Consider the following 19,976-nt stretch of genomic DNA (forward strand, 5'->3'; position numbering starts at 1 on the left):
CGTGTATTCGCGGCAAGAAGCGGGGGTGTTACGACTGGAAACGTTACAGATGTCGGAATGCGCGTTATTCCGCGCTAAAATGCTGGGTCTTTAGAGGACGCAGCAAATGCTCAACGAACTCGAAACTTTATCTCAAAATATTGGCCGTCTGATCTCGCTGAACAAGCGCTATCACTCGGAACGGCTCGCGCTCGAGGAGCAGGTCGCGCAATTGCGCGCGGAAGCGGACACGGTCCGCGCGGAACTCGCGCAACTGCGCGACGAACGCAATGCGCTCGCGGCCGAGCGCGACACGCTGTCGGCAAAGATCGACGACGCCCAGGTCAAACTGAATGCGATTCTCGAAAAGCTGCCGCGCACGAAGAGCGCGGAGCAAGCCGACAACCAGCTCGACCTGCTGGATGCGCAGGCGCGCACGGACAGCGACGACGCGGCCAGCCACGGAGAACATGCATGAGCACCAAGCAGATCGAAGTCTCGATTCTCGGTCAGCCCTATCGGCTCGCCTGTTCGGCCGAGACCGAAGCGGCGCTGCTCGAGGCCGTCGCACGCGTCGACGCAGAAATGTCGAAGATCCGCGCGAACAGCTCGGTGCGCGGCACCGACCGCATCGCGGTCATGGCCGCGCTGTCGCTCGCGAGCGAATTGCTGCGGCTGCAAACGAGCGTGCGTCACGGTGAAGCATTTCCGGCGGAAGAAATCCGTCGTACAATGCACCAGATGAACGAACAACTCGGCGCGGTGCTCGCACAGCACGAGACGCAGTAACGTTTGATCGATGCGTCGATTCCCCTTGATCTCGGCGATCAACGGTGGTCAAATTGGCGCAACGAAACACAGTTCAGTCAGCTTCCCTGCCTGGTTCGCCAAGGTCATATATTCCTTGAACCAATGCCATGTGCACGGTTGCGGAAATTTGTAGCACGGGCGCGCGCGTCACTCTGTCTGATGTACCCGAAGTGCTGCTAACTGCGACCAATTCTGAACCCCAGGTTCAGGATGCCGGCCTAGCGGCCAAGGCGGGGGCCTATTCAACGGCATCGGGAAGTCCCGATGCCGTTTCCTTTTGTAGCAGCCCTTTCTGCGTCGATCACGATCCATGCAATACTGGCTGATGAAGTCCGAACCGGACGAAGCAAGCATCGACGATCTCGCGCACGCGCCGCAGCACTCGCTGCCGTGGACCGGCGTGCGCAACTATCAGGCGCGCAATTTCATGCGCGACACGATGAAGATCGGCGACGGCGTGCTGTTCTATCACTCGAGCTGCCCGGAACCGGGCATCGCGGGCCTCGCCGAAGTCTCGTCGACGCCCTACCCCGACCCCACCCAGTTCGATCCGACAAGCCCGTATTACGATCCGAAGTCGACGCAGGAAGCACCGCGCTGGCTGCTCGTCGACGTGCGCTTCGTGAAGAAGTCGCCGCTCGTGCCGCTCGCCGCGCTGCGCGAACACGACGAACTCGCCGACATGCGCGTGCTCGCACGCGGCAACCGGCTGTCGATCACGCCCGTCACGCGTGCCGAGTGGCGCTTCATCACCGAAAAGCTGATGAAGTAGGCGTACGCAGCGAGCGCGCGCGGCACGCACACGCCAAAGGTCAAATCCGGTCAATACGCGCCACCGCCACGGAACTCGCGGCGCGCTCGCGCAGCCTAAGCAACCGCTGTCGCCGCGATCGGGCGGCGGCCGTTTTTCGTCGCGCGGTACGCCCGCGTCGCGCACGCGTGATCCGCGTGCGCGCCCTCGCACAAGGAGTCCAACAATGACCAAGAAATCCGCACTCGCGCTGTCGCTCGCCCTCGCCGCCGCCGTGCCCGTCGCGCTGACGCTCGCGTCGCCCGCCGCGCACGCGCAGACCGCGAACCCGCACTTCCCGGAGCCGGCGGGCGTGCTGTCGCTGTCGTCGCAGGCCAGCGCCGACGTGCCGCAGGACATCATCCACATCACGCTGTTCTACGAACAGCAGGCGAAAGACCCGGGCAGCCTGACGTCGGCGCTGAACCAGCGCGCCGACGCGGCGCTCGCGCAGGCGAAGGGCGTGTCGGGCGTCACCGCGCACACCGGCGCGTTCTCCGTCTATCCGAGCACCGATCGCGACGGGAAGATCTCCGCATGGCGCGGTCGTACCGAAGTCGTGCTCGAATCGCGCGATTTCGCGGCGGCGTCGAAGCTCGCGGGCCAGTTGTCGAACCAGATGCAGATCGCGAACGTCGAGTTCTCGTTGTCACCCGAAGCGCAGCGCGCGGCCGAGCAGAAGCTCACGACCGAAGCGATCAAGTCGTTCCGCGCACGCGCGGACGAAGCCGCGAAGGCGTTCGGCTACAACAGCTACTCGATTCGCGACGTGAACGTCGGCGGCAGCCGCAACGTGCAGCCGTACCCGCGCATGATGGCGATGGCCGCCGCACCGATGGACAGCGCGAAGATGAGCGCGCCGATTTCGGTCGAAGGCGGCAAGGCGACCGTGTCGGTCACGGTCAACGGCTCGGTGCAAATGAAGTAACGCGCATTGCGCAACACGCGGCAGATGTGAAAACGCCGGCCCTCGGGCCGGCGTTTTTCGTTTGCGATCCTGCGATCGACGCGCACGCCGATCGTGCGCGTCCGCATCACATCAGGCATCACGCATCACGTGCCACGCGTCACACCGCTCGCGCGTGACGCAACCGCATCACGCCGCGACATCACGCGACCGCATTCGCCGCGCGACGGCGATACGCCCACACCAGCAACGCGACGCCCGCGAGGATCATCGGCAGCGACAGCCACTGCCCCATCGACAGGCCGAGCGCGAGCAGGCCGAGGAAGTCGTCCGGTTCGCGCGCGAATTCGACCGTGAAACGCGCGAGCCCGTAACCGATCAGGAACAGCGCGGAGATCGCACCCATCGGCCGCGGCTTGCGCGAGAAGAAGAACAGCACGAAGAACAGCGCAATGCCTTCGAGCGCGATTTCGTAGAGCTGCGAAGGATGGCGCGGCAGCATCTGGTACTGCATGAACACGTCGGCCAGATGCCACTTCTCGACGAGCGCCGGATGCTTCGGCAGCCATGCCGCGTCATCGCGCATCGCGCCCGGGAACAGCATCGCCCACGGCGCGTTCGGATCGGTCACGCGGCCCCACAGCTCGCCGTTGATGAAGTTGCCGAGCCGCCCGGCCGCGAGCCCGGTCGGCACCATCGGCGCGACGAAGTCGGTGACCTGCAGCCAGTGGCGCTTGCGCTGCCATGCGAACAGCGCCATCGCGAGCGTCACGCCGAGGAAGCCGCCGTGGAACGACATCCCGCCTTCCCACACCTTGAACACGTCGAGCGGATGCGAGAAGTAGAAGTCGGCCTTGTAGAACAGCACGTAGCCGAGCCGGCCGCCAAGCACGGTGCCGAGCACGCCGTAGAACATCATGTCGTCGATGTCCTTCGCGGTCCAGCCCTGCGCCGCGACGTGCGGCAGCTTCAGGCGGATCCGGCCGACGACGATCGCCGCGATGAAGCCGACGAGATACATGAGGCCGTACCAGCGCACGGCCAGCGGCCCGAGGTGGATCGCTACGGGGTCGAAATTCGGGTGAATGATCATGGGTTAGCGATGAAGTTTTCGAATGCGGTACGGCGCTCGCACCGGCGCCGCACCGCGCATTGGACGGCGCCGGCGCGCCATCGTTCGCGTCACGTGGCGAGCCCCTGCGCGCGCACGACGTCGATGAAGCCGGCGAGCACGGGGCTGACGTCGCCCGTGCGCCACACGAGGCCGGTTTCGACGACCGGCGCGTCGCCGGCGAGCGGCCGGTAGACCACGCCGGTGCGCCGCAGGTTACGCAGCGACTGCGGCACCAGTGCGACACCCATGCCGGCCGACACGAGGCTGACGATCGTCTGCATCTGGATCGCCTCCTGGCCGATGCGCGGGGTTTCCCCCGCCGCGCCGTAGCAGCCCGTAATGATGTCATAAAAGCCGGGCGCCAAACGGCGCGGGAAGATCACGAGCGGCAGCGCGGCCAGGTCGGCCAGATGCACGGGTTCGTCTTCGGACACGCCGTGCGCCGCGGCCGCCGGCATCGCGACCACCAGCGGCTCGCGCACGACCGGCAGGTACGACAGCCCGGCCGCGTGACGCGGCGGCACCGGCGGAATCACGAGCCCCGCGTCGATGCGGCCCGCGACGAGCTCGTCGATCTGCACGTCGCTCGTCGCTTCCGCGAGCTGCAGCCGCACTTGCGGATAACGCGCGCCGAACGCGCGCAGCAGCGACGGCAGCAGCCCGTAATCGGCGGTCGACACGAACGCGAGCGACAGCGAACCGGCTTCGCCGCGCGCGAGGCGCCGTGCGAGCGGCGGCAGCGCGTCGGCCGACGCGAGCAGCCGGCGCACGTCGGGCAACAGCGCCGCACCGACCGCCGTCAGCGCGACCGAGCGCTTGGTGCGCGCGAACAGCGCGACGCCGAGCGTGTCCTCCAGCGCCCGGATCGCCTGCGACAGCGGCGGCTGCGTCATCGACAGGCGCTCGGCCGCGCGGCCGAAATGGCGCTCGTCGGCCACGGTCACGAAATAGCGCCACTGGCGCAGGTCCGGCGTCGGTTCGGCCATCTCTCACTCATTCGCAAAAAGACTTAATAAGCGACAAATAATATATTGGACATCCCAAACCGGAAACTCCATGCTTGATTGATCCGAACCGGTGCGCCGATCGCGGGCGTCGCCAATACAACGATGGAGTCCCCCATGCCGTACAACCGTCGCTCGAAGCACATCACGCAAGGCGTGGCCCGTTCGCCGAACCGCTCGATGTATTACGCCCTCGGCTACCAGAAGGACGATTTCGACAAGCCGATGATCGGCATCGCGAACGGCCACTCGACGATCACGCCGTGCAACTCGGGCCTGCAGCGGCTGTCCGATGCCGCCGTCGCGGCGGTGAAGTCGGCCGATGCCAACCCGCAGATCTTCGGCACGCCGACGATCTCGGACGGCATGTCGATGGGCACCGAGGGGATGAAGTACTCGCTGGTGTCGCGCGAGGTGATCGCCGACTGCATCGAGACCTGCGTACAGGGCCAGTGGATGGACGGCGTGGTGGTGGTCGGCGGCTGCGACAAGAACATGCCGGGCGGGATGATCGCGCTCGCGCGCCTGAACGTGCCGGGCATCTACGTGTACGGCGGCACGATCCGCCCGGGCCACTGGAAGGGCCGCGACCTGACGATCGTGTCGTCGTTCGAGGCAGTCGGCGAGTTCACCGCGGGCCGGATGTCGCAGGAAGATTTCGAAGGGGTCGAGAAGAACGCGTGCCCGACATCGGGCTCGTGCGGCGGGATGTACACCGCGAACACGATGAGCTCGTCGTTCGAGGCGCTCGGCATGTCGCTGATGTACTCGTCGACGATGGCGAACCCCGATCAGGAGAAGGTCGATTCGGCCGCCGAATCGGCACGCGTGCTGGTCGAGGCCGTGAAGCGCGACCTGAAGCCGCGCGACATCATCACCAAGGCGTCGATCGAGAACGCGGTATCGCTGATCATGGCGACCGGCGGCTCGACCAATGCGGTGCTGCACTATCTCGCGATCGCGCACGCGGCCGAGGTCGACTGGACGATCGACGACTTCGAGCGCATCCGCAAGCGCGTGCCGGTGATCTGCGACCTGAAGCCGTCGGGCCAGTACGTCGCGACCGACCTGCACCAGGCCGGCGGCATCCCGCAGGTGCTGCGGATCCTGCTCGATGCGGGGCTGCTGCACGGCGGCTGCATGACGATCACCGGCCGCACGCTCGCCGAGGAGCTGAAGGACGTGCCGGGCGTGCCGCGCGCGGACCAGAAGGTGATCTTCCCGATCGATCGCGCGCTGTACCAGGAAGGCCATCTCGCGATCCTGAAGGGCAATCTCGCGGAAGACGGCGCGGTGGCAAAGATCACCGGCCTGAAGAACCCGGTAATCACGGGCCCGGCGCGCGTGTTCGACGACGAGCAAAGCGCGATGGACGCGATCCTCGGCGACCGGATCCGCGCGGGCGACGTGCTGGTGCTGCGCTATCTCGGCCCGCAGGGCGGCCCCGGCATGCCGGAAATGCTCGCGCCGACGTCGGCGATCATCGGCAAGGGGCTCGGCGAATCGGTCGGCTTCATCACCGACGGCCGCTTCTCGGGCGGCACCTGGGGGATGGTGGTCGGGCACGTCGCGCCTGAAGCGTTCGTCGGCGGCACGATCGCGCTCGTGCAGGAAGGCGACTCGATCACGATCGATGCGCACCGGCTGGTGCTGCAGCTGAACGTCGACGATGCGGAGCTCGCGCGCCGGCGCGCCGCGTGGAAGCAGCCGGCGCCGCGCTACACGCGCGGCGTGCTCGCCAAGTTCGCGGCCCTCGCGCGTCCGGCGAACCAGGGCGCCGTCACCGGCTGATGCGGCGCGCGGGCCATGCGACCCCATTGCGAACGGCCGCCGGGGAAACGCGCAGAACGCGCTTTCCCTTTGCTTTTATAATGCGCGGACCGTGAAGCCGGCCGTCTCCGCCGGCGGAGAATCGCATGAAACAGACGATATTGCGCGCGCTGCTCGTGGCGCTGCTGACCGGCAGCGCGGCGGCGGCACACGCCGACCCGGCCGGCGACGGGTTCGCGCTCGCGCAGCGCAAGAACTGCATGGCCTGCCATGCGGTCGGCAAGCCGCTGATGGGCCCGTCGTTCCACGACATCGCCGGCAAGTACGCGGCACGCGCAGATGCTCTCGATTACCTCGCGCAATCGATCGTGAAAGGAAGCGTCGGGGTGTGGGGTGGCGTGCCGATGCCCGCCAATACGCAGTTGACGAGCGCAGAAGCGCACACGCTCTCGCAATGGGTGCTGTCGCTGCGCTGAACCGGACGACCGGATGCGTGCACCGCGCGCCGCGCCTTGCGCCCGGCAGCGTTCCGCGCTTATCGTTGCAACCGGCCGGCAATCGTCAGTGACGATGACTGGAGCCGCGCCCGCGGCCCCTGCGCACGAAACGTGCGGCGGGCTCAGCCTGAATGACCGGTCCGGCGGCGGGCGATCTCCGCATCGACCGCGTCGCGAACCCACTCCATCACTTCGGTTTCGAGCGCCAGCGCCACTTCGCGCGTGATCTGGCCGACGAGCCAGGCCGTATGGTCGTGCAACGCGTCGCGACAGCGGGCCTCGATGGCCTCGCGCCCTTCCCCGGTCAGATAATTCGTCAGCCGATTGCGCAGACGCTCGGCGATATGCTGCGTGTCCTCCGCCGTCAGCGCGGCGGCTACATGCGAGTCCGGATGCGACGCGCCGGTGAGTTGAGCGGTAGCCAGCCCGCCGACAGCCGGTGCAATCGCGTGGGACAGCATCGCTTCGCCAGCATCGCGCGGCATCGCGGCAACGCCGGCCTGCTGCGCATCTTCGTCTTCGGCGGCCAGTGCGGAGCGCAGCGGCGCCTGCGCCGCAGCCGACTCTTCGGCGACGACGTGCCCCGCGGCACCGGGTTGCGCCGGCGCATCGCTGTCGCCCGGCAATTCGACGGTCGGGATGTCCGGCGTCGGCACCGGCTCGACCACCACGAATTCGGGGTCGGTGGCCGGCTGCTCCGGCGCGGCGGACGCCCGAGCCGGATGGCCTGATACCAGCACGTCGGTCAGCACCGGCACCGCGGCAACGTCGTGCGGCGGCGCGTCGGCCGCGGACGAACGCGCCGGCACCGGCTTGCCCGGCACCAGCACGTCGGTCAGCGTCGGGATCGAAGAGGATTCGGCTTGTGTCACGGGAACGCTCCGTCGACGGTTTCGGCTAACTGCCCTGCTTGTAGTTGTTCAGCGCGTAGCCGCGATCGCGATAGAAGCGGTAGCGGTCGCGGCCCGCGGCCAGCTCGTCCGGCGCATTGCCGACCACTTCGAGCAGGCGCTCGAAGCGGGCGAACTGCGCGGGTACGGCCGCGCCGAGGTTCAGCAGCACATGATGATGCGGCGCCTGGTCGAGATCGGCGGCCAGCACGATCGGCGTGCCCGCCGCGTGCGCGCTGTCGACGCCGCAGTGCGGAATGAAATCGAGCGGCGAGAACGTCCAGAGCCGCTCGTCGAGCGCGCGCAGGCGCGCGGGCTCCGCGAGCACGACGACCGGCTGCCCGGCCAGGTAGGCCTTGCGCAGCAGCCGGCATGCGTACGCGAGCGAATCGCCGACGTTCGAATGGAAATCGATTCGCGTCATTGCCCGCGTACCCGCATCGTCGTGAGACCTGCCATCACTGGCCGGCGCGGTCGATCAGGAACTGCGCGAGCAGCGGCACCGGACGGCCGGTCGCGCCCTTCGCCGCGCCACCCTTCCATGCGGTGCCGGCGATGTCCAGGTGCGCCCACGGATAGCTGTCGGTGAAGCGCGACAGGAAGCACGCCGCCGTCACGGCACCGGCCGGACGCCCGCCGATGTTCGCGATGTCCGCGAAATTCGACTTCAGCTGATCCTGGTACTCGTCGTCGAGCGGCATGCGCCATGCCGGATCGTTCGCTTCGCGCGATGCGTCGAGCAGTTCGCCCGCGAGTGCGTCGTCCTTCGAGAACAGGCCGCTGTTGTGGGCGCCGAGCGCGATCACGCAGGCGCCCGTGAGCGTCGCCACGTCGATCACCGCGGCCGGCTTGAAGCGCTCCGCATACGTGAGCGCGTCGCACAGGATCAGGCGGCCCTCGGCGTCGGTGTTGAGCACCTCGATCGTCAGCCCCTTCATGCTCGTGACGATGTCGCCCGGCTTGGTCGCGTTGCCGCCCGGCATGTTCTCGCAGGTCGGCACGATCGCGACGACGTTGATCTTCAGGCCCATTTCGGCGACCGCACGCATCGTGCCGAGCACCGAACCCGCGCCGCACATGTCGTACTTCATCTCGTCCATGCCCTCGCCCGGCTTCAGCGAGATGCCGCCCGTGTCGAACGTGATGCCCTTGCCGACCAGCACGACCGGTGCGGCCTTCGCGGCGGCGCCCTGGTAGTGCAGCACGATGAATTGCGGCGGCTCGACCGACGCACGCGCGACCGACAGGAACGAGCCCATCTTGAGCGCCTGGATCTGCTTCAGGCCGAGCACCTCGACCTTCAGACCCCAATCCTTCGCGATCTTCTTCGCGGTGTTGCCGAGATAGGTCGGCGTGCACACGTTGCCCGGCAGGTTGCCGAGGTCGCGCGTGAGGTCCATCCCGTTCGCCAGCGCGACGGCCTGCTTGACCGCCAGTTTCGCGGCCTTCTCATCGGCCGGATCGACGCTGAACACGACGCGCTTGAGCGTGTGCGACGCCGGTTCCGGCTTGCTCTTCATCTGCGTGAAGCGGTAGGTCTCGTTGCGCAGCGCGAGAATCGCCGCACGCACACCCCAGTCGGAGCTGCGCTCGTCGACCGGCAGCTGCGCGAGCGAGAACGTGACCTGGCCGACCTTGGTCGCGAGCAGCGCGCGCCATGCGGCCGTCACTGCGTCGTTGTAGGCTTTCTGATTGAAAGCATCCTGCTTGCCGAGGCCGACGAGCAGCACGCGCGATGCGCCGATGCCCGACACTTCGTGCAGAAACAGCGTCTTGCCGCGCTTGCCGTCCATGTCGCCGGCCTTCACCACGCGCGAGATCAGCCCCTTGGTGGCCGTGTCGATGTCGAGCGCCGCGCCCGAGAGAGTCTGCGCCTCGAAGATGCCGAGCACGATGCAGTCGGACTTCCCGGTCAGGAACCCCTTGGCTTCGCCTTTGCTCCAATCACAGCCTTTTATGCTAAAGTCCATCGCGCTTGTCCTCGGATAAAATCTGGGCTAAGGATGAAAGCCGCAATTATCCGCTATTTTTCCCGTGGCGGCGCGAGCGCTCCACCACGCGTGCGCAGCCTCCCGCCCTCTTCTCATCAAGAATGATCTTCGAACGCTCCCTCCAGCGCGAGCTTGCGTATACGGCTGGCGCCGTGTTCATGGTGCTGCTCACGATCATGCTCACGACGATGATGATCCGCATCGTCGGCTATGCCGCGTCCGGCGAAATCGATCCGCGCGACGTGCTCGTGCTGATCGGCCTGACCGTGATCGGCTACCTCGCCGTGATGCTCGTCGTCACGCTGTTCGTGTCGATCCTGTTCGTGCTGACCCGGTGGTACCGGGACTCCGAAATGGTGGTCTGGCTTGCATCCGGCGTGAGCCTCACGCGCCTGATCAAGCCGATCGGCGTGTTCGCCACGCCGATCGTCCTGCTGATCGCGTTCTTCGCGTTCGTCGGCTGGCCGTGGTCGAACCAGCAGAGCAAGATGATCAAGGCGCGCTTCCAGCAGCGCGACGAGATCTCGCTGCTCGCGCCGGGCCAGTTCCGCGAATCGGCCTCGAACCATCGCGTGTTCTTCATCGAGAAGATGTCGCCGGACCAGAGCAAGGTGCAGAACGTGTTCGTCACGTCGACTGAGAACGGCAAGGTCAACGTCGTCGTGTCGCACACCGGCCACACGGAAACGAAGGACGGCGATCGCTTCGTCGTACTGGAAGACGGCCGCCGCTACGACGGCACGCCCGGCCAGCCGAACTTCAAGATCATGGAGTTCCAGCGCTACGGCGTGAAGATCACGAGCACCCCGGTCACCAACGTGCCGACCACCAACAGCACGCCGACACCGGACCTGCTGCGCAACCCGACGCGCGACAACCTCGCGGAATTCGCGTGGCGCGCGGGGCTGCCGCTGATCGCGATCAACCTGATGGTGCTCGGCATTCCGCTGTCGTACCAGAACCCGCGCCGCAGCCGCACGATCAACCTCGTGATGGCCGTGCTGATCTACCTGACGTACTCGAACCTGCTGAACGTCGTGCAGGCACAGATCGAGCAGGGCAAGATGTCGTTCGGCGTCGGACTCGTCGGCCTGCACCTGGTCGTCGCGGCGATCGTCGCGTTCATCTTCTGGTTGCGCGTGCGCAATCGTCCGCTGTTTACACGCGCGCTGTTCGGCCGCTCGGGAGCATGATCGATGCGGCTCTATGAAAAATACTTCGCGCGGCAGATCTACGTCACGTTCATCTTCATCCTGTTCGCGTTCTCGGGCCTGTTCTTCTTCTTCGACCTGATCAGCGAACTGAACTCGGTCGGGCACGGCAACTACAAGTTCGGCTACGCGGTGCTGCGCGTCGCGCTGCAGACCCCGTCGCGCTTCTACGAGATCATCCCGGTCGCCGCGCTGATCAGCGCGATCTACGTGTTCGCGCAGATGGCCGCGAACTCGGAATTCACGATCTTCCGCGTGTCGGGCCTCGCGACCAACCAGGCGCTGCGCTCGCTGCTGAAGATCGGCGTGCCGCTCGTCATCATCACCTACCTGATCGGCGAATTCGTCGGCCCGTACGCCGACCAGCTGTCCGAACGCGTGCGGCTGCAGGCGCTCGGCGCGTCGGTGTCGTCGAACTTCCAGTCGGGCGTATGGGTGAAGGACACGCTCGCGGCCCGCGAGAACGGCGAGCAGGTCACGCGCTTCGTGAACGTCGGCAGCCTGTCGCCCGACTCGACGATCAGCAACGTGCGCATCTACGAGTTCGACTCGAAATTCCAGCTGCAGAACGTGCGGATCGCGCAGACGGGCCGCTACGAGCCGCCCGGCCACTGGCTGCTCAAGGGCGTCACGGAAACCGAACTGACGCCGATCAAGCCGATCGGCGGCGCACCGGCAGACGCGCTGAACCCCGTGTACCGGTCGCAGCAGGTGACGCTGCCCGAATACCGGCTGCGCTCGGACCTGACGCCGCAGATCCTGTCGGTGCTGCTCGTGTCGCCGGAACGGATGTCGCTCATCAACCTGTTCCGCTACATCCAGCACTTGCGCGAAAACCAGCAGGACACGCAGCGCTACGACATCGCGCTGTGGCGCAAGCTGCTCTACCCGTTCGCGGTGTTCGTGATGCTCGTGCTGTCGCTGCCGTTCGCGTACCTGCACACGCGAGCCGGCGTGGTCGGCGTGAAGGTGTTCGGCGGCATCATGCTCGGCATGAGCTTCCAGCTGCTCAACACGCTGTTCTCGCACATCGGCACGCTGAACACCTGGCCCGCGCCGCTGACCGCGGCGACGCCGGGCCTCATCTATCTCGCGCTCGGCCTGTTCGCGCTCAAGTGGGTCGACCGGCACTGAGCGCCGTCACGACGGAGGCTTCGACATGAGTTCGCACGGCATCGTCCTGTTCGGCCACGGCGCACGCGATCCGCGCTGGGCCGAGCCGTTCGAGCGGCTCGCCGCGCGGCTGCGCGGGGCCGGCTCCCCTGCTCCGCACGTGTCGCTCGCGTTTCTCGAACTGATGACGCCATCGCTCGATACGGCCGTCGCCGCGCAAGTCGCGGCCGGCTGCACGCGCATCACCGTGGTGCCCGTGTTCTTCGGTCAGGGCGGGCATGTCCGCCGCGACCTGCCGCAGCTCGTCGATGCATGCCGCGCCACGCATCCGGGCGTCGAGATCCGTTGCGCGACGGCCGTCGGGGAAGACGACGGCGTGCTCGATGCGATCGCGCGCTACTGCATCGACCAGCTCGGCCGCGACGCGTAAGCGGATCGCTGGCCGAAGCGGCGAGCCCAAAGAAAAAAGCGCCGGCTTCGGAAGCCGGCGCTTTTTTTCCTGCGGATCGCACGTTCGACTCAGGCCGCATCCTGCAACGCAGCGCCCTCTTTCACGCGCCGCACGCGTTCGGCGAACGCATCGCCGATCATCAGCAGGCTCGGCTCCGCCGGGTCGAGCCACGCCTGCGCGCCGCCCGCCGCCATCTGCCCGAGCGTCAGCGTCAGCGTGCGCTCGCGCGCGGTGCTGCAAGCCTCGACGATCGCCACCGGCGTCGCGCTCGCACGGCCCGCGTCGATCAGTTCCTGCGCGATGCCCGGCGCACTGTCGCGGCCCATGTAGTAGACGATCGAATCGGCGCGCGCGGCCTCGCGAATCTCGTCGCTGCCCGGTGCGCGGCTGTGCGTCGCGAACGCGACGCTGCGCGACACGCCGCGCAACGTCAGCGAGCGCTTCAGCGTCGCCGCGCCGGCCAGCGCCGCGGTGATGCCCGGCACGACCTCGAAATCGATGCCCGCCGCTTCGAGCGCGCGCATTTCCTCTTCGGCGCGACCGAACAGCATCGGGTCGCCGCCCTTCAGGCGCACCACGCACGCGTGCTCGCGCGCCGCGTCGACGATTTGCTTGTTGATGAAATGCTGCGCGGTCGAACGCTGCCCGCAACGCTTGCCGACCGCGATCTTGTGCGCGTTCGGTGCGTAGTCGAGCATCGCCGGCTCGACGAGCGCGTCGTGCAGCACGACGTCGGCTTGCTCGAGCAGCCGCATGCCGCGCACCGTGATGAGGTCCGCGGCGCCCGGCCCTGCTCCGATCAGATATACCTTGCCCATGTTTGTCGCTTCGCTTGGGGTCCTGCTCGTGCGGACGGCGGCCGGCCCGCGCCGCCGCGAGGGCGGCGCTGACCGCCGGTTAAGCCCGTTACGCCGAGAACGCCCGAATCATGCCGGCGGCGACCGTGTGGTGCGTCGCCTCGTCGATCAGCACGAACGCGCCCGTGCCCGGGTGCGCATCGTAGGTGTCGCAGACGATCGGCTTCTGCAGCGTCAGCGCGACGCGGCCGATGTCGTTCATCTTCAGTTCCTGGCGGTCGGTCGCGTGCGACAGCGTATGCACGTCGAGCACTTCCTTGACCGCGCCGATCTTCGCGAACACCGTGCTCGTGGTCTGCTTCAGCAGGTACTTGCGCTGCGGCGACAGCGGCGTCTCGTCGAACCAGCACAGGTCCGCCTCGAGCTTCTTCGCCGGCGCGACCGTCTCGGCGGTCGTGACGAACATGTCGCCGCGCGACACGTCGACGTCTTCCGCGAGGCGAATCGTCACCGTCTGGCCCGCGAACGCGTGCGCAACCGCCGCCGTGCCGCCCGGCACCGGCGCGATGATCTCGGCGACCGTCGCGGTGCGGTTCGACGGCAGCACGACGATTTCGTCACCGACCTTCACCTCGCCCGATTCGATCCGGCCCATGTAGCCGCGGAAATCGTCGGCCGAGCTGCCGTCCTGGCGTGCGACCCACTGCACCGGGAAGCGCAGCGCGTCATGCGCCTGCGTCTCGACCGGCAGCGATTCGAGCACGTCGAGCAGCGGTTCGCCCGCGTACCACGGCATGCGCTCGCTCGCGCCGACGATGTTGTCGCCCTTCAGCGCCGACACCGGCACGAAACGCACGTCCTTCAGGCCGAGCTGCTTCGCGAGCGCGACGTACGCGTCGCGGATCTCGTTGAAGCGCGCTTCGCTGTAGTCGATCAGGTCCATCTTGTTGATCGCGACGATCACGTGCTGCAGCGCGAGCAGCTTCACGATCGCGCTGTGGCGCTTCGTTTGCGGCAGCAGTTCCGCGACGCCGTTCTCGATCGTCACGCGCGTCGCGTCGACCAGGATGATCGCCGCATGCGCGGTCGATGCGCCCGTCACCATGTTGCGCGTGTACTGCTCGTGGCCCGGCGTGTCGGCGATGATGAACTTGCGCTTCGCGGTCGCGAAATAGCGGTAGGCGACGTCGATCGTGATGCCCTGCTCGCGCTCGGCTTCGAGCCCGTCCGTCAGCAGCGCGAGGTCGATCTCGTCGCCGACGGTGCGCTTGTTCTTCGCGCGCGACAGCGCGGACAGCTGGTCGGACAGCACGGCCTTGCTGTCGTACAGCAGGCGGCCGATCAGCGTGCTCTTGCCGTCGTCGACGCTGCCCGCGGTGATGAAACGCAACACGCCGAGGTCTTCGGTGTTCTCGATGATGCTCATGATGTGAATGTCCTCGTGTGCTTCAGAAATAACCTTGCTTCTTGCGCTGTTCCATCGCGGCTTCGGATGCCTGGTCGTCCATCCGGGTCGCGCCGCGTTCGGTGATCTCGGTCACCGCCGTCTCGGCGATGATCTTCTCGACGTCGTCCGCGTCGCTCTCGACCGGGCACGTGCAGCTGATGTCGCCGACCGTGCGGAAGCGCACCTGCGCGAGTTCGCTCGTCTCGCCGTCACGCATCGGCGTGAGCGGCGTGACCGGCACGAGCAGCCCGTTGCGGCGCACGATCTCGCGCTGGTGCGCGTAGTAGATCGACGGCAGTTCGAGGTTCTCGCGCGCGATGTACTGCCACACGTCGAGTTCCGTCCAGTTCGAGATCGGGAACACGCGCAGGTGCTCGCCGTTGTGCAGGCGTGCGTTGTACAGGCTCCACAGTTCCGGGCGCTGCGCCTTCGGATCCCACTGGCCGAATTCGTCGCGGAACGAGAAGATCCGCTCCTTCGCGCGTGCCTTCTCTTCGTCGCGGCGCGCGCCGCCGATCAGCGCCGTGTAGCCGTGCTGTTCGATCGTCTCGAGCAGCGTGACGGCCTGCGCGGCGTTGCGCGAATCGGTTTCGCGGCGCAGCACGACCGTGCCGCGCTTGATCGAATCCTCGACGTGGCCGACCACCAGCTCGGCGCCGAGCTCCTGCGCGCGGCGGTCGCGGAAGTCGATCACTTCCTCGTAGTTGTGGCCCGTGTCGATGTGCACGAGCGGGAACGGCAGCGTCGTCTTGCGGTTCGCGCCGAGGCCGAACGCCTTCAGCGCGAGGTGCAGCACGACGACCGAGTCCTTGCCGCCCGAGAACAACAGCGCCGGCTTGCTGCATTCGGCAACGAGTTCGCGCAGGATGTGGATCGACTCGGCTTCGAGCCAGTCGAGGTGGCCCATGCGGTCGTCGGCACCGGTGGGCGGGGCAAAGGCGGATTGCTCGAGCGTCGTGCTCATGATTTCAGTCCTTCTCTTCTGGGTTCGTGCCGCCCGCTGTCGCGGGCGGCGCAATATTCGGTTTCTTGTCGGCTTTCAGTGCGCGGCGCCGGCTTCGGCGTTCGCGGGAATCGGCGTGATCGTGATGTGCAGCCCGCATTCCTTCGTATCGCGCGACTCCCACCACCAGCGGCCCGCCCGGCTGTCCTCGCCGGGGCGGATCGCGCGCGTACACGGCTCGCAGCCGATGCTCGGATAGCCGCGCGCGTGCAGCGGATTGACCGGCACGTCGAACGCCTTCAGGTACGCCCACACGTCGGCTTCCGTCCAGTCGGCGAGCGGGTTGTACTTCGCGATCCCGCGCGCTTCGTCCTGTTCTTCCTCGTGCAGCTCCGCACGCGTGACCGACTGCTCGCGACGCTGGCCCGTGACCCATGCGCCGACGTCGGCCAGCGCGCGGTTCAGCGGCTCGACCTTGCGGATGTGGCAGCACGACTTGCGCAGCTCGACGCTTTCGTAGAACGCGTTCAGGCCGTGCTCGGCGACGTACTGGTCGACCGCGTCCTGCTGCGGATGAAACTGCTCGATCTCGTAGCCGTAGCGCTCGCGCACGCGGTCGATCATGCCCAGCGTTTCCGCATGCAGGCGGCCGGTGTTCAGCGAGAAGATGCCGATCGACACGCCCTTCGACAGGATCGCGTGCGTGAGCAGCATGTCTTCCGCGGCGAGGCTGCTCGCGAACTTCACCTTCTCGTGGCGCGCACCGATCTGCGCGAGCAGCGCGTCGAGGCGCTCGACCTTCGCGGCCAGTTCGGGCGTCAGTGCGGTCGCGGCGCTCATGCGCTCACCTTCGCGTCGGCCGCGGCCGCGCGGCGGCGGAACAGCGGCGCCGGCTCGTCGAATGCGCCCTGGTAACGCTGCGTGAATTCGCCGAACGCGTTCAGTGCATCGTGGATGTCCTTGTCGGCACGCACCGCGAACGCGTCGAAGCCGCAACGCGACATGTACAGCAGCTGGTCGCGCAGCACGTCGCCGATCGCGCGCAGCTCGCCGGTCCAGCCGTGGCGCTCGCGCAGCAGGCGCGCGATGCTGTAGCCGCGGCCGTCCGCGAAGCGCGGGAAATCGACGGCGATCAGCGAGATCGCACCGAAGTCGGCCACGAGATCGGCCGGCTCGCTGTCCGGCGCGAGCCACACGCCGAGTTCGTCCTTCGTCTTCGCGGCGACGAGCGCCGCGCGCTCGGCCTGCCACAGGGTGAACGGCACCAGCACCTTGCCGGCCGGCAATGCGTCGACCGCGGGCAGCGCACCGTCTTCCGCCGCGCGCACGACCTGCCATGCGTCGTCGATCACTGCGCGGTTCTTGATAATCGAAGCCATCTGCAAATTCCTTCTACCCGGTTGGTTACGCGTTGACTGCCTGGCGCGCCGCATACACGCGCTCCTTGAACGGAGCGATGCCGATGCGGTCGTACGTGTCGATGAAGCGCTCGCCGTCGATGCGTGCCTCGACGAACGTGTCGATCAGCTTCGCGATCACGCCCGGCACTTCCTCCGCGGAGAACGACGGCCCGATCACGCGGCCGAGGCGCGCGCCGTTGCGGCCCGTGCCCTGCTCGCCGCCGAGCGACACCTGGTACCACTCGGCACCGTCCTTGTCGACGCCGAGGATGCCGATGTTGCCCACGTGATGATGACCGCACGAGTTCATGCAACCGGAAATGTTCAGCGACAGGTCGCCGAGATCGTACACGTAGTCCAGATCTTCGAAACGCTGCTGGATCGCCAGCGCGATCGGGATCGACTTCGCGTTCGCGAGCGAGCAGAAATCGCCGCCCGGGCACGCGATGATGTCGGTCAGCAGGCCGACGTTCGGCGTCGCGAAGCTGGCCGCCTTCGCCTTTTCCCACACCGTGAACAGGTCGCGCTTCTTCACGTTCGCGAGGATCAGGTTCTGCTCGTGCGACACGCGCAGTTCGCCAAGCGAGTACGCGTCTGCCCAGTCGGCCACCAGGTCCATCTGCGCGTCGGTCGCGTCGCCGGGGGCGACGCGGTGGTCCTTCAGCGACAGCGTGACCGCGGCATAGCCCGGCACCTTGTGCGGCGCGACGTTGCGCTCGACCCAGCGCGCGAACGCCTTGTTCTCGAGCAGGTGCTGTTCGAACGACGCGTCGGTATCGGCCAGCTTCTCGTAGACGGGCGGCTGGAAGTACTGCGACACGCGGTCGACTTCCGCCTGCGTGAGCGTCGACGGGCCGTCCTTCAGGTGCTGCCACTCTTCCTCGACCTGCTGCGCGAACTTCGCGGGCGACAGCGCCTTCACGAGGATCTTGATACGCGCCTTGTACAAGTTGTCGCGGCGGCCGTAGCGGTTGTATACGCGCAGCACGGCTTCGCAATAGGTGAGCAGGTGCTGCCACGGCAGGTCTTCCTTGATCACCGCGCCGATGATCGGCGTACGGCCGAGGCCGCCGCCCGCGAGGATGCTCGCGACCACCTCGCCCTGCGCGTTCTTCTTCAGGTACACGCCGAGATCGTGGATCTGCACGGCCGCGCGGTCGTGCGTCGAGCCCGACACCGCGATCTTGAACTTGCGCGGCAGCCACGCGAATTCGGGATGGAACGTCGACCACTGGCGCAGGATTTCCGACCACGGACGCGGATCGATTTCCTCGTCCTGGGCGACGCCCGCGAACTGGTCCGCCGTGATGTTGCGGATGCAGTTGCCCGAGGTCTGGATGCCGTGCATCTGCACCGACGCGAGCTTCGCGAGGATCTCCGGCGTTTCCTCGAGCTGGATCCAGTTGAACTGGATGTTCGAGCGGGTCGAGAAGTGGCCGTAGCCGCGGTCGTGTTCGCGGGCGATGCGCGCCAGCATCCGCAGTTGGTCGCTGCGCAGGTTGCCGTACGGAATCGCGATGCGGTGCATGTACGCGTGGCGCTGCATGTACAGGCCGTTCTGCAGGCGCAGCGGACGGAATTCTTCTTCGCTCAACTCGCCCGACAGCCGGCGGCGCACCTGATCGCGGTACTGCGCGACACGCTCGTCGACGATCGTCTGGTCGTATTGGTCGTACTGATACATTCGGGGACCCCAGGGGTTTTCGTGGTGACCGCGCGACGTCCTAGCCACGTCGCGCCCGAATCTCCGTTCCGCCGCCATCGCCGGCCTTGCGCGGCCCGGCTGGATTGCTAATGACGAAAACAGATATCCATATTTGAAAAACTCCGGTGAATCGTAATAAACTCGCCTTATATTTCAAACGACTAAAAAATTCTGTTGATATGCGGAAGGGTTATAAATGAACCTGCACCAATTTCGCTTCGTGCGCGAGGCCGTCCGGCAGAATTTCAACCTCACCGAGGCCGCCAAGGCGCTCTACACGTCGCAACCGGGGGTGTCGAAGGCGATCATCGAGCTCGAGGACGAGCTCGGCGTGGAGATCTTCACGCGGCACGGCAAGCGCGTGCGCTCGCTCACCGAGCCGGGCAGGATCATCCTCGCATCGGTCGAGCGGATCCTGCAGGAAGTTGAAAGCCTCAAAAGGGTCGGAAAAGATTACGCGGCGCAGGATCAGGGCAACCTGACGATCGCCGCCACCCACACGCAGGCCCGCTACTCGCTGCCGGCCGCGATCGCCGAGTTCAAGAAGCGCTTCCCGAAGGTGCACCTGTCGATCCTGCAGGGCAGCCCGACGCAGGTCGCCGAGATGGTGATCCACGACCAGGCCGATCTCGCGATCGCGACCGAGGCGATCGCCGACTACAAGGAACTCGTGTCGCTGCCCTGCTTCCAGTGGCATCACGCGGCCGTGGTGCCGGCCGACCATCCGCTGCTCGAACGCAAGCCGGTCACGCTGGACGATCTCGCGCAGTACCCGCTGATCACGTACGACGACGCGTTCGCCGGCCGCAAGAAGATCAATCATGCGTTCGCGCTGCGCGGGCTGTCGCCGGACATCGTGCTGGAGGCGATCGACGCCGACGTGATCAAGACGTACGTCGAACTCGGCCTGGGCGTCGGGATCATGGCCGACATCGCATTCAACCCGGAGCGCGACCGCAACCTGCGGCTGATTCCGGTCGGCCACCTGTTCGGCAGCAACGTGACGCGTGTCGCGCTCAAGCAGGGTGCCTATCTGCGCAGCTATGTGTATACGCTCGTCGAGCTGCTGTCGCCGACGCTGAACCGCAAGCTGATCGAGCAGGCGCTCAAGGGCGAATCCGAATCGTACGAGCTTTGACAGACAGGTATAACGACAG

21 protein-coding genes and 1 other RNA gene are annotated in these 19,976 nt (G+C 66.6%); 11 read left to right on the forward strand and 11 right to left on the reverse strand.

All coding sequences use genetic code 11. The annotated features are described in order from the left end of the window. Nucleotides 1–106 precede the first annotated feature (106 nt). From U4Z64_RS17300 to U4Z64_RS17320, 5 genes are all read left to right on the forward strand, one after another. Nucleotides 107–457, forward strand: a complete 351-nt coding sequence (locus U4Z64_RS17300; RefSeq protein ID WP_044845635.1) for an ATPase — start codon at nucleotides 107–109, stop codon at nucleotides 455–457. Further along, complete coding sequence (locus tag U4Z64_RS17305; protein ID WP_011885730.1) at nucleotides 454–768, forward strand: cell division protein ZapA; 315 nt, start codon at nucleotides 454–456, stop codon at nucleotides 766–768. The genes U4Z64_RS17300 and U4Z64_RS17305 overlap by 4 nt, the downstream gene beginning before the upstream one ends. A gap of 80 nt (nucleotides 769–848) precedes the next feature. Next, nucleotides 849–1,030, forward strand: a non-coding RNA gene (ssrS, locus tag U4Z64_RS17310) — 6S RNA. A gap of 69 nt (nucleotides 1,031–1,099) precedes the next feature. Continuing rightward, complete coding sequence (locus U4Z64_RS17315) at nucleotides 1,100–1,561, forward strand: EVE domain-containing protein (RefSeq protein ID WP_257772964.1); 462 nt, start codon at nucleotides 1,100–1,102, stop codon at nucleotides 1,559–1,561. A 205-nt stretch (nucleotides 1,562–1,766) separates the two neighbouring features. Continuing rightward, nucleotides 1,767–2,507 carry an SIMPL domain-containing protein gene (locus U4Z64_RS17320; RefSeq protein ID WP_044845633.1) on the forward strand — a complete coding sequence of 247 codons (741 nt, stop codon included), beginning with the start codon at nucleotides 1,767–1,769 and terminating at the stop codon, nucleotides 2,505–2,507. A 181-nt stretch (nucleotides 2,508–2,688) separates the two neighbouring features. Here the strand turns inward: U4Z64_RS17320 and lgt are convergent, their stop codons facing one another. Continuing rightward, nucleotides 2,689–3,579 carry a prolipoprotein diacylglyceryl transferase gene (gene lgt / locus U4Z64_RS17325; RefSeq protein WP_044845632.1) on the reverse strand — a complete coding sequence of 297 codons (891 nt, stop codon included), beginning with the start codon at nucleotides 3,577–3,579 and terminating at the stop codon, nucleotides 2,689–2,691. 89 nt (nucleotides 3,580–3,668) lie between these two features. Beyond that, entirely contained in the window at nucleotides 3,669–4,586 is a 918-nt protein-coding gene (locus tag U4Z64_RS17330; protein WP_044845631.1) for a LysR substrate-binding domain-containing protein, read from the reverse strand. A gap of 135 nt (nucleotides 4,587–4,721) precedes the next feature. Between U4Z64_RS17330 and ilvD the strand changes: the two genes are divergently transcribed. Both ilvD and U4Z64_RS17340 read left to right on the forward strand, forming a co-directional pair. Beyond that, complete coding sequence (gene ilvD, locus U4Z64_RS17335) at nucleotides 4,722–6,395, forward strand: dihydroxy-acid dehydratase (RefSeq protein ID WP_321820561.1); 1,674 nt, start codon at nucleotides 4,722–4,724, stop codon at nucleotides 6,393–6,395. A 125-nt stretch (nucleotides 6,396–6,520) separates the two neighbouring features. Beyond that, nucleotides 6,521–6,850 (forward strand): c-type cytochrome, encoded by a 330-nt coding sequence (locus U4Z64_RS17340; RefSeq protein ID WP_044845629.1) that lies wholly within the window; start codon nucleotides 6,521–6,523, stop codon nucleotides 6,848–6,850. A gap of 143 nt (nucleotides 6,851–6,993) precedes the next feature. On the opposite strand, the gene U4Z64_RS17345 is transcribed toward U4Z64_RS17340, so the two are convergent. From U4Z64_RS17345 to U4Z64_RS17355, 3 genes are read right to left on the reverse strand one after another with little or no spacing between them, the layout of a single operon-like run. Continuing rightward, nucleotides 6,994–7,743 (reverse strand): DUF2486 family protein, encoded by a 750-nt coding sequence (locus U4Z64_RS17345; RefSeq protein ID WP_321820562.1) that lies wholly within the window; start codon nucleotides 7,741–7,743, stop codon nucleotides 6,994–6,996. 25 nt (nucleotides 7,744–7,768) lie between these two features. Then, a complete protein-coding gene (locus tag U4Z64_RS17350) occupies nucleotides 7,769–8,185 on the reverse strand; it encodes a DNA polymerase III subunit chi (RefSeq protein ID WP_044845627.1) in 417 nt (138 codons plus the stop codon). A gap of 34 nt (nucleotides 8,186–8,219) precedes the next feature. Then, complete coding sequence (locus tag U4Z64_RS17355) at nucleotides 8,220–9,731, reverse strand: leucyl aminopeptidase (protein WP_044845626.1); 1,512 nt, start codon at nucleotides 9,729–9,731, stop codon at nucleotides 8,220–8,222. Between the two features lie 122 nt (nucleotides 9,732–9,853). Here U4Z64_RS17355 and lptF point away from each other — a divergent pair, with 122 nt between their 5' ends. The 3 genes from lptF to U4Z64_RS17370 are packed head-to-tail and all read left to right on the forward strand — an operon-like array spanning nucleotide 9,854 to nucleotide 12,506. Further along, on the forward strand, nucleotides 9,854–10,945 hold the full coding sequence (lptF, locus tag U4Z64_RS17360) for an LPS export ABC transporter permease LptF (protein WP_044845625.1): 1,092 nt from the start codon (nucleotides 9,854–9,856) through the stop codon (nucleotides 10,943–10,945). A 3-nt stretch (nucleotides 10,946–10,948) separates the two neighbouring features. After that, nucleotides 10,949–12,097 carry an LPS export ABC transporter permease LptG gene (gene lptG, locus U4Z64_RS17365; RefSeq protein WP_044845624.1) on the forward strand — a complete coding sequence of 383 codons (1,149 nt, stop codon included), beginning with the start codon at nucleotides 10,949–10,951 and terminating at the stop codon, nucleotides 12,095–12,097. Nucleotides 12,098–12,122: 25 nt separating this feature from the next. Continuing rightward, nucleotides 12,123–12,506: a sirohydrochlorin chelatase gene (locus U4Z64_RS17370; protein WP_044845623.1), complete on the forward strand. Its 384-nt coding sequence runs from the start codon at nucleotides 12,123–12,125 to the stop codon at nucleotides 12,504–12,506. 89 nt (nucleotides 12,507–12,595) lie between these two features. On the opposite strand, the gene cobA is transcribed toward U4Z64_RS17370, so the two are convergent. The 6 genes from cobA to U4Z64_RS17400 all read right to left on the reverse strand — a co-directional run bounded on the left by cobA (nucleotide 12,596) and on the right by U4Z64_RS17400 (nucleotide 18,798). Next, the gene (gene cobA / locus U4Z64_RS17375; protein ID WP_321820563.1) at nucleotides 12,596–13,345 is read right to left on the reverse strand and encodes a uroporphyrinogen-III C-methyltransferase; all 750 of its coding nucleotides are present in this window, start codon (nucleotides 13,343–13,345) and stop codon (nucleotides 12,596–12,598) included. Between the two features lie 88 nt (nucleotides 13,346–13,433). Further along, nucleotides 13,434–14,750: a sulfate adenylyltransferase subunit 1 gene (locus U4Z64_RS17380; RefSeq protein ID WP_321820564.1), complete on the reverse strand. Its 1,317-nt coding sequence runs from the start codon at nucleotides 14,748–14,750 to the stop codon at nucleotides 13,434–13,436. A gap of 22 nt (nucleotides 14,751–14,772) precedes the next feature. Next, a complete protein-coding gene (cysD, locus tag U4Z64_RS17385) occupies nucleotides 14,773–15,735 on the reverse strand; it encodes a sulfate adenylyltransferase subunit CysD (protein WP_044845620.1) in 963 nt (320 codons plus the stop codon). 75 nt (nucleotides 15,736–15,810) lie between these two features. Then, entirely contained in the window at nucleotides 15,811–16,554 is a 744-nt protein-coding gene (locus tag U4Z64_RS17390) for a phosphoadenylyl-sulfate reductase (protein ID WP_044845619.1), read from the reverse strand. Continuing rightward, a complete protein-coding gene (locus tag U4Z64_RS17395) occupies nucleotides 16,551–17,093 on the reverse strand; it encodes a DUF934 domain-containing protein (protein WP_044845618.1) in 543 nt (180 codons plus the stop codon). The genes U4Z64_RS17390 and U4Z64_RS17395 overlap by 4 nt, the downstream gene beginning before the upstream one ends. A 25-nt stretch (nucleotides 17,094–17,118) precedes the next feature. After that, complete coding sequence (locus tag U4Z64_RS17400; RefSeq protein ID WP_044845617.1) at nucleotides 17,119–18,798, reverse strand: nitrite/sulfite reductase; 1,680 nt, start codon at nucleotides 18,796–18,798, stop codon at nucleotides 17,119–17,121. A gap of 217 nt (nucleotides 18,799–19,015) precedes the next feature. Here U4Z64_RS17400 and U4Z64_RS17405 point away from each other — a divergent pair, with 217 nt between their 5' ends. Next, entirely contained in the window at nucleotides 19,016–19,957 is a 942-nt protein-coding gene (locus tag U4Z64_RS17405; RefSeq protein WP_009689198.1) for a CysB family HTH-type transcriptional regulator, read from the forward strand. Nucleotides 19,958–19,976 lie beyond the last annotated feature (19 nt).

Source organism: Burkholderia sp. BCC1996 (assembly GCF_905339955.1).
In the GTDB taxonomy this organism is placed as follows: Bacteria; Pseudomonadota; Gammaproteobacteria; order Burkholderiales; family Burkholderiaceae; genus Burkholderia.

What these genes read in the sequence shown, in the direction of transcription:
- U4Z64_RS17300 (WP_044845635.1), top strand. Translation starts at nt 107, where the DNA reads ATGCTCAACGAACTCGAAACTTTATCTCAAAATATTGGCCGTCTGATC.
- U4Z64_RS17305 (WP_011885730.1), top strand. Translation starts at nt 454, where the DNA reads ATGAGCACCAAGCAGATCGAAGTCTCGATTCTCGGTCAGCCCTATCGG.
- U4Z64_RS17315 (WP_257772964.1), top strand. Translation starts at nt 1,100, where the DNA reads ATGCAATACTGGCTGATGAAGTCCGAACCGGACGAAGCAAGCATCGAC.
- U4Z64_RS17320 (WP_044845633.1), top strand. Translation starts at nt 1,767, where the DNA reads ATGACCAAGAAATCCGCACTCGCGCTGTCGCTCGCCCTCGCCGCCGCC.
- lgt (WP_044845632.1), bottom strand. Translation starts at nt 3,579, where the DNA reads ATGATCATTCACCCGAATTTCGACCCCGTAGCGATCCACCTCGGGCCG.
- U4Z64_RS17330 (WP_044845631.1), bottom strand. Translation starts at nt 4,586, where the DNA reads ATGGCCGAACCGACGCCGGACCTGCGCCAGTGGCGCTATTTCGTGACC.
- ilvD (WP_321820561.1), top strand. Translation starts at nt 4,722, where the DNA reads ATGCCGTACAACCGTCGCTCGAAGCACATCACGCAAGGCGTGGCCCGT.
- U4Z64_RS17340 (WP_044845629.1), top strand. Translation starts at nt 6,521, where the DNA reads ATGAAACAGACGATATTGCGCGCGCTGCTCGTGGCGCTGCTGACCGGC.
- U4Z64_RS17350 (WP_044845627.1), bottom strand. Translation starts at nt 8,185, where the DNA reads ATGACGCGAATCGATTTCCATTCGAACGTCGGCGATTCGCTCGCGTAC.
- U4Z64_RS17355 (WP_044845626.1), bottom strand. Translation starts at nt 9,731, where the DNA reads ATGGACTTTAGCATAAAAGGCTGTGATTGGAGCAAAGGCGAAGCCAAG.
- lptF (WP_044845625.1), top strand. Translation starts at nt 9,854, where the DNA reads ATGATCTTCGAACGCTCCCTCCAGCGCGAGCTTGCGTATACGGCTGGC.
- lptG (WP_044845624.1), top strand. Translation starts at nt 10,949, where the DNA reads ATGCGGCTCTATGAAAAATACTTCGCGCGGCAGATCTACGTCACGTTC.
- U4Z64_RS17370 (WP_044845623.1), top strand. Translation starts at nt 12,123, where the DNA reads ATGAGTTCGCACGGCATCGTCCTGTTCGGCCACGGCGCACGCGATCCG.
- cobA (WP_321820563.1), bottom strand. Translation starts at nt 13,345, where the DNA reads ATGGGCAAGGTATATCTGATCGGAGCAGGGCCGGGCGCCGCGGACCTC.
- U4Z64_RS17380 (WP_321820564.1), bottom strand. Translation starts at nt 14,750, where the DNA reads ATGAGCATCATCGAGAACACCGAAGACCTCGGCGTGTTGCGTTTCATC.
- cysD (WP_044845620.1), bottom strand. Translation starts at nt 15,735, where the DNA reads ATGAGCACGACGCTCGAGCAATCCGCCTTTGCCCCGCCCACCGGTGCC.
- U4Z64_RS17390 (WP_044845619.1), bottom strand. Translation starts at nt 16,554, where the DNA reads ATGAGCGCCGCGACCGCACTGACGCCCGAACTGGCCGCGAAGGTCGAG.
- U4Z64_RS17395 (WP_044845618.1), bottom strand. Translation starts at nt 17,093, where the DNA reads ATGGCTTCGATTATCAAGAACCGCGCAGTGATCGACGACGCATGGCAG.
- U4Z64_RS17400 (WP_044845617.1), bottom strand. Translation starts at nt 18,798, where the DNA reads ATGTATCAGTACGACCAATACGACCAGACGATCGTCGACGAGCGTGTC.
- U4Z64_RS17405 (WP_009689198.1), top strand. Translation starts at nt 19,016, where the DNA reads ATGAACCTGCACCAATTTCGCTTCGTGCGCGAGGCCGTCCGGCAGAAT.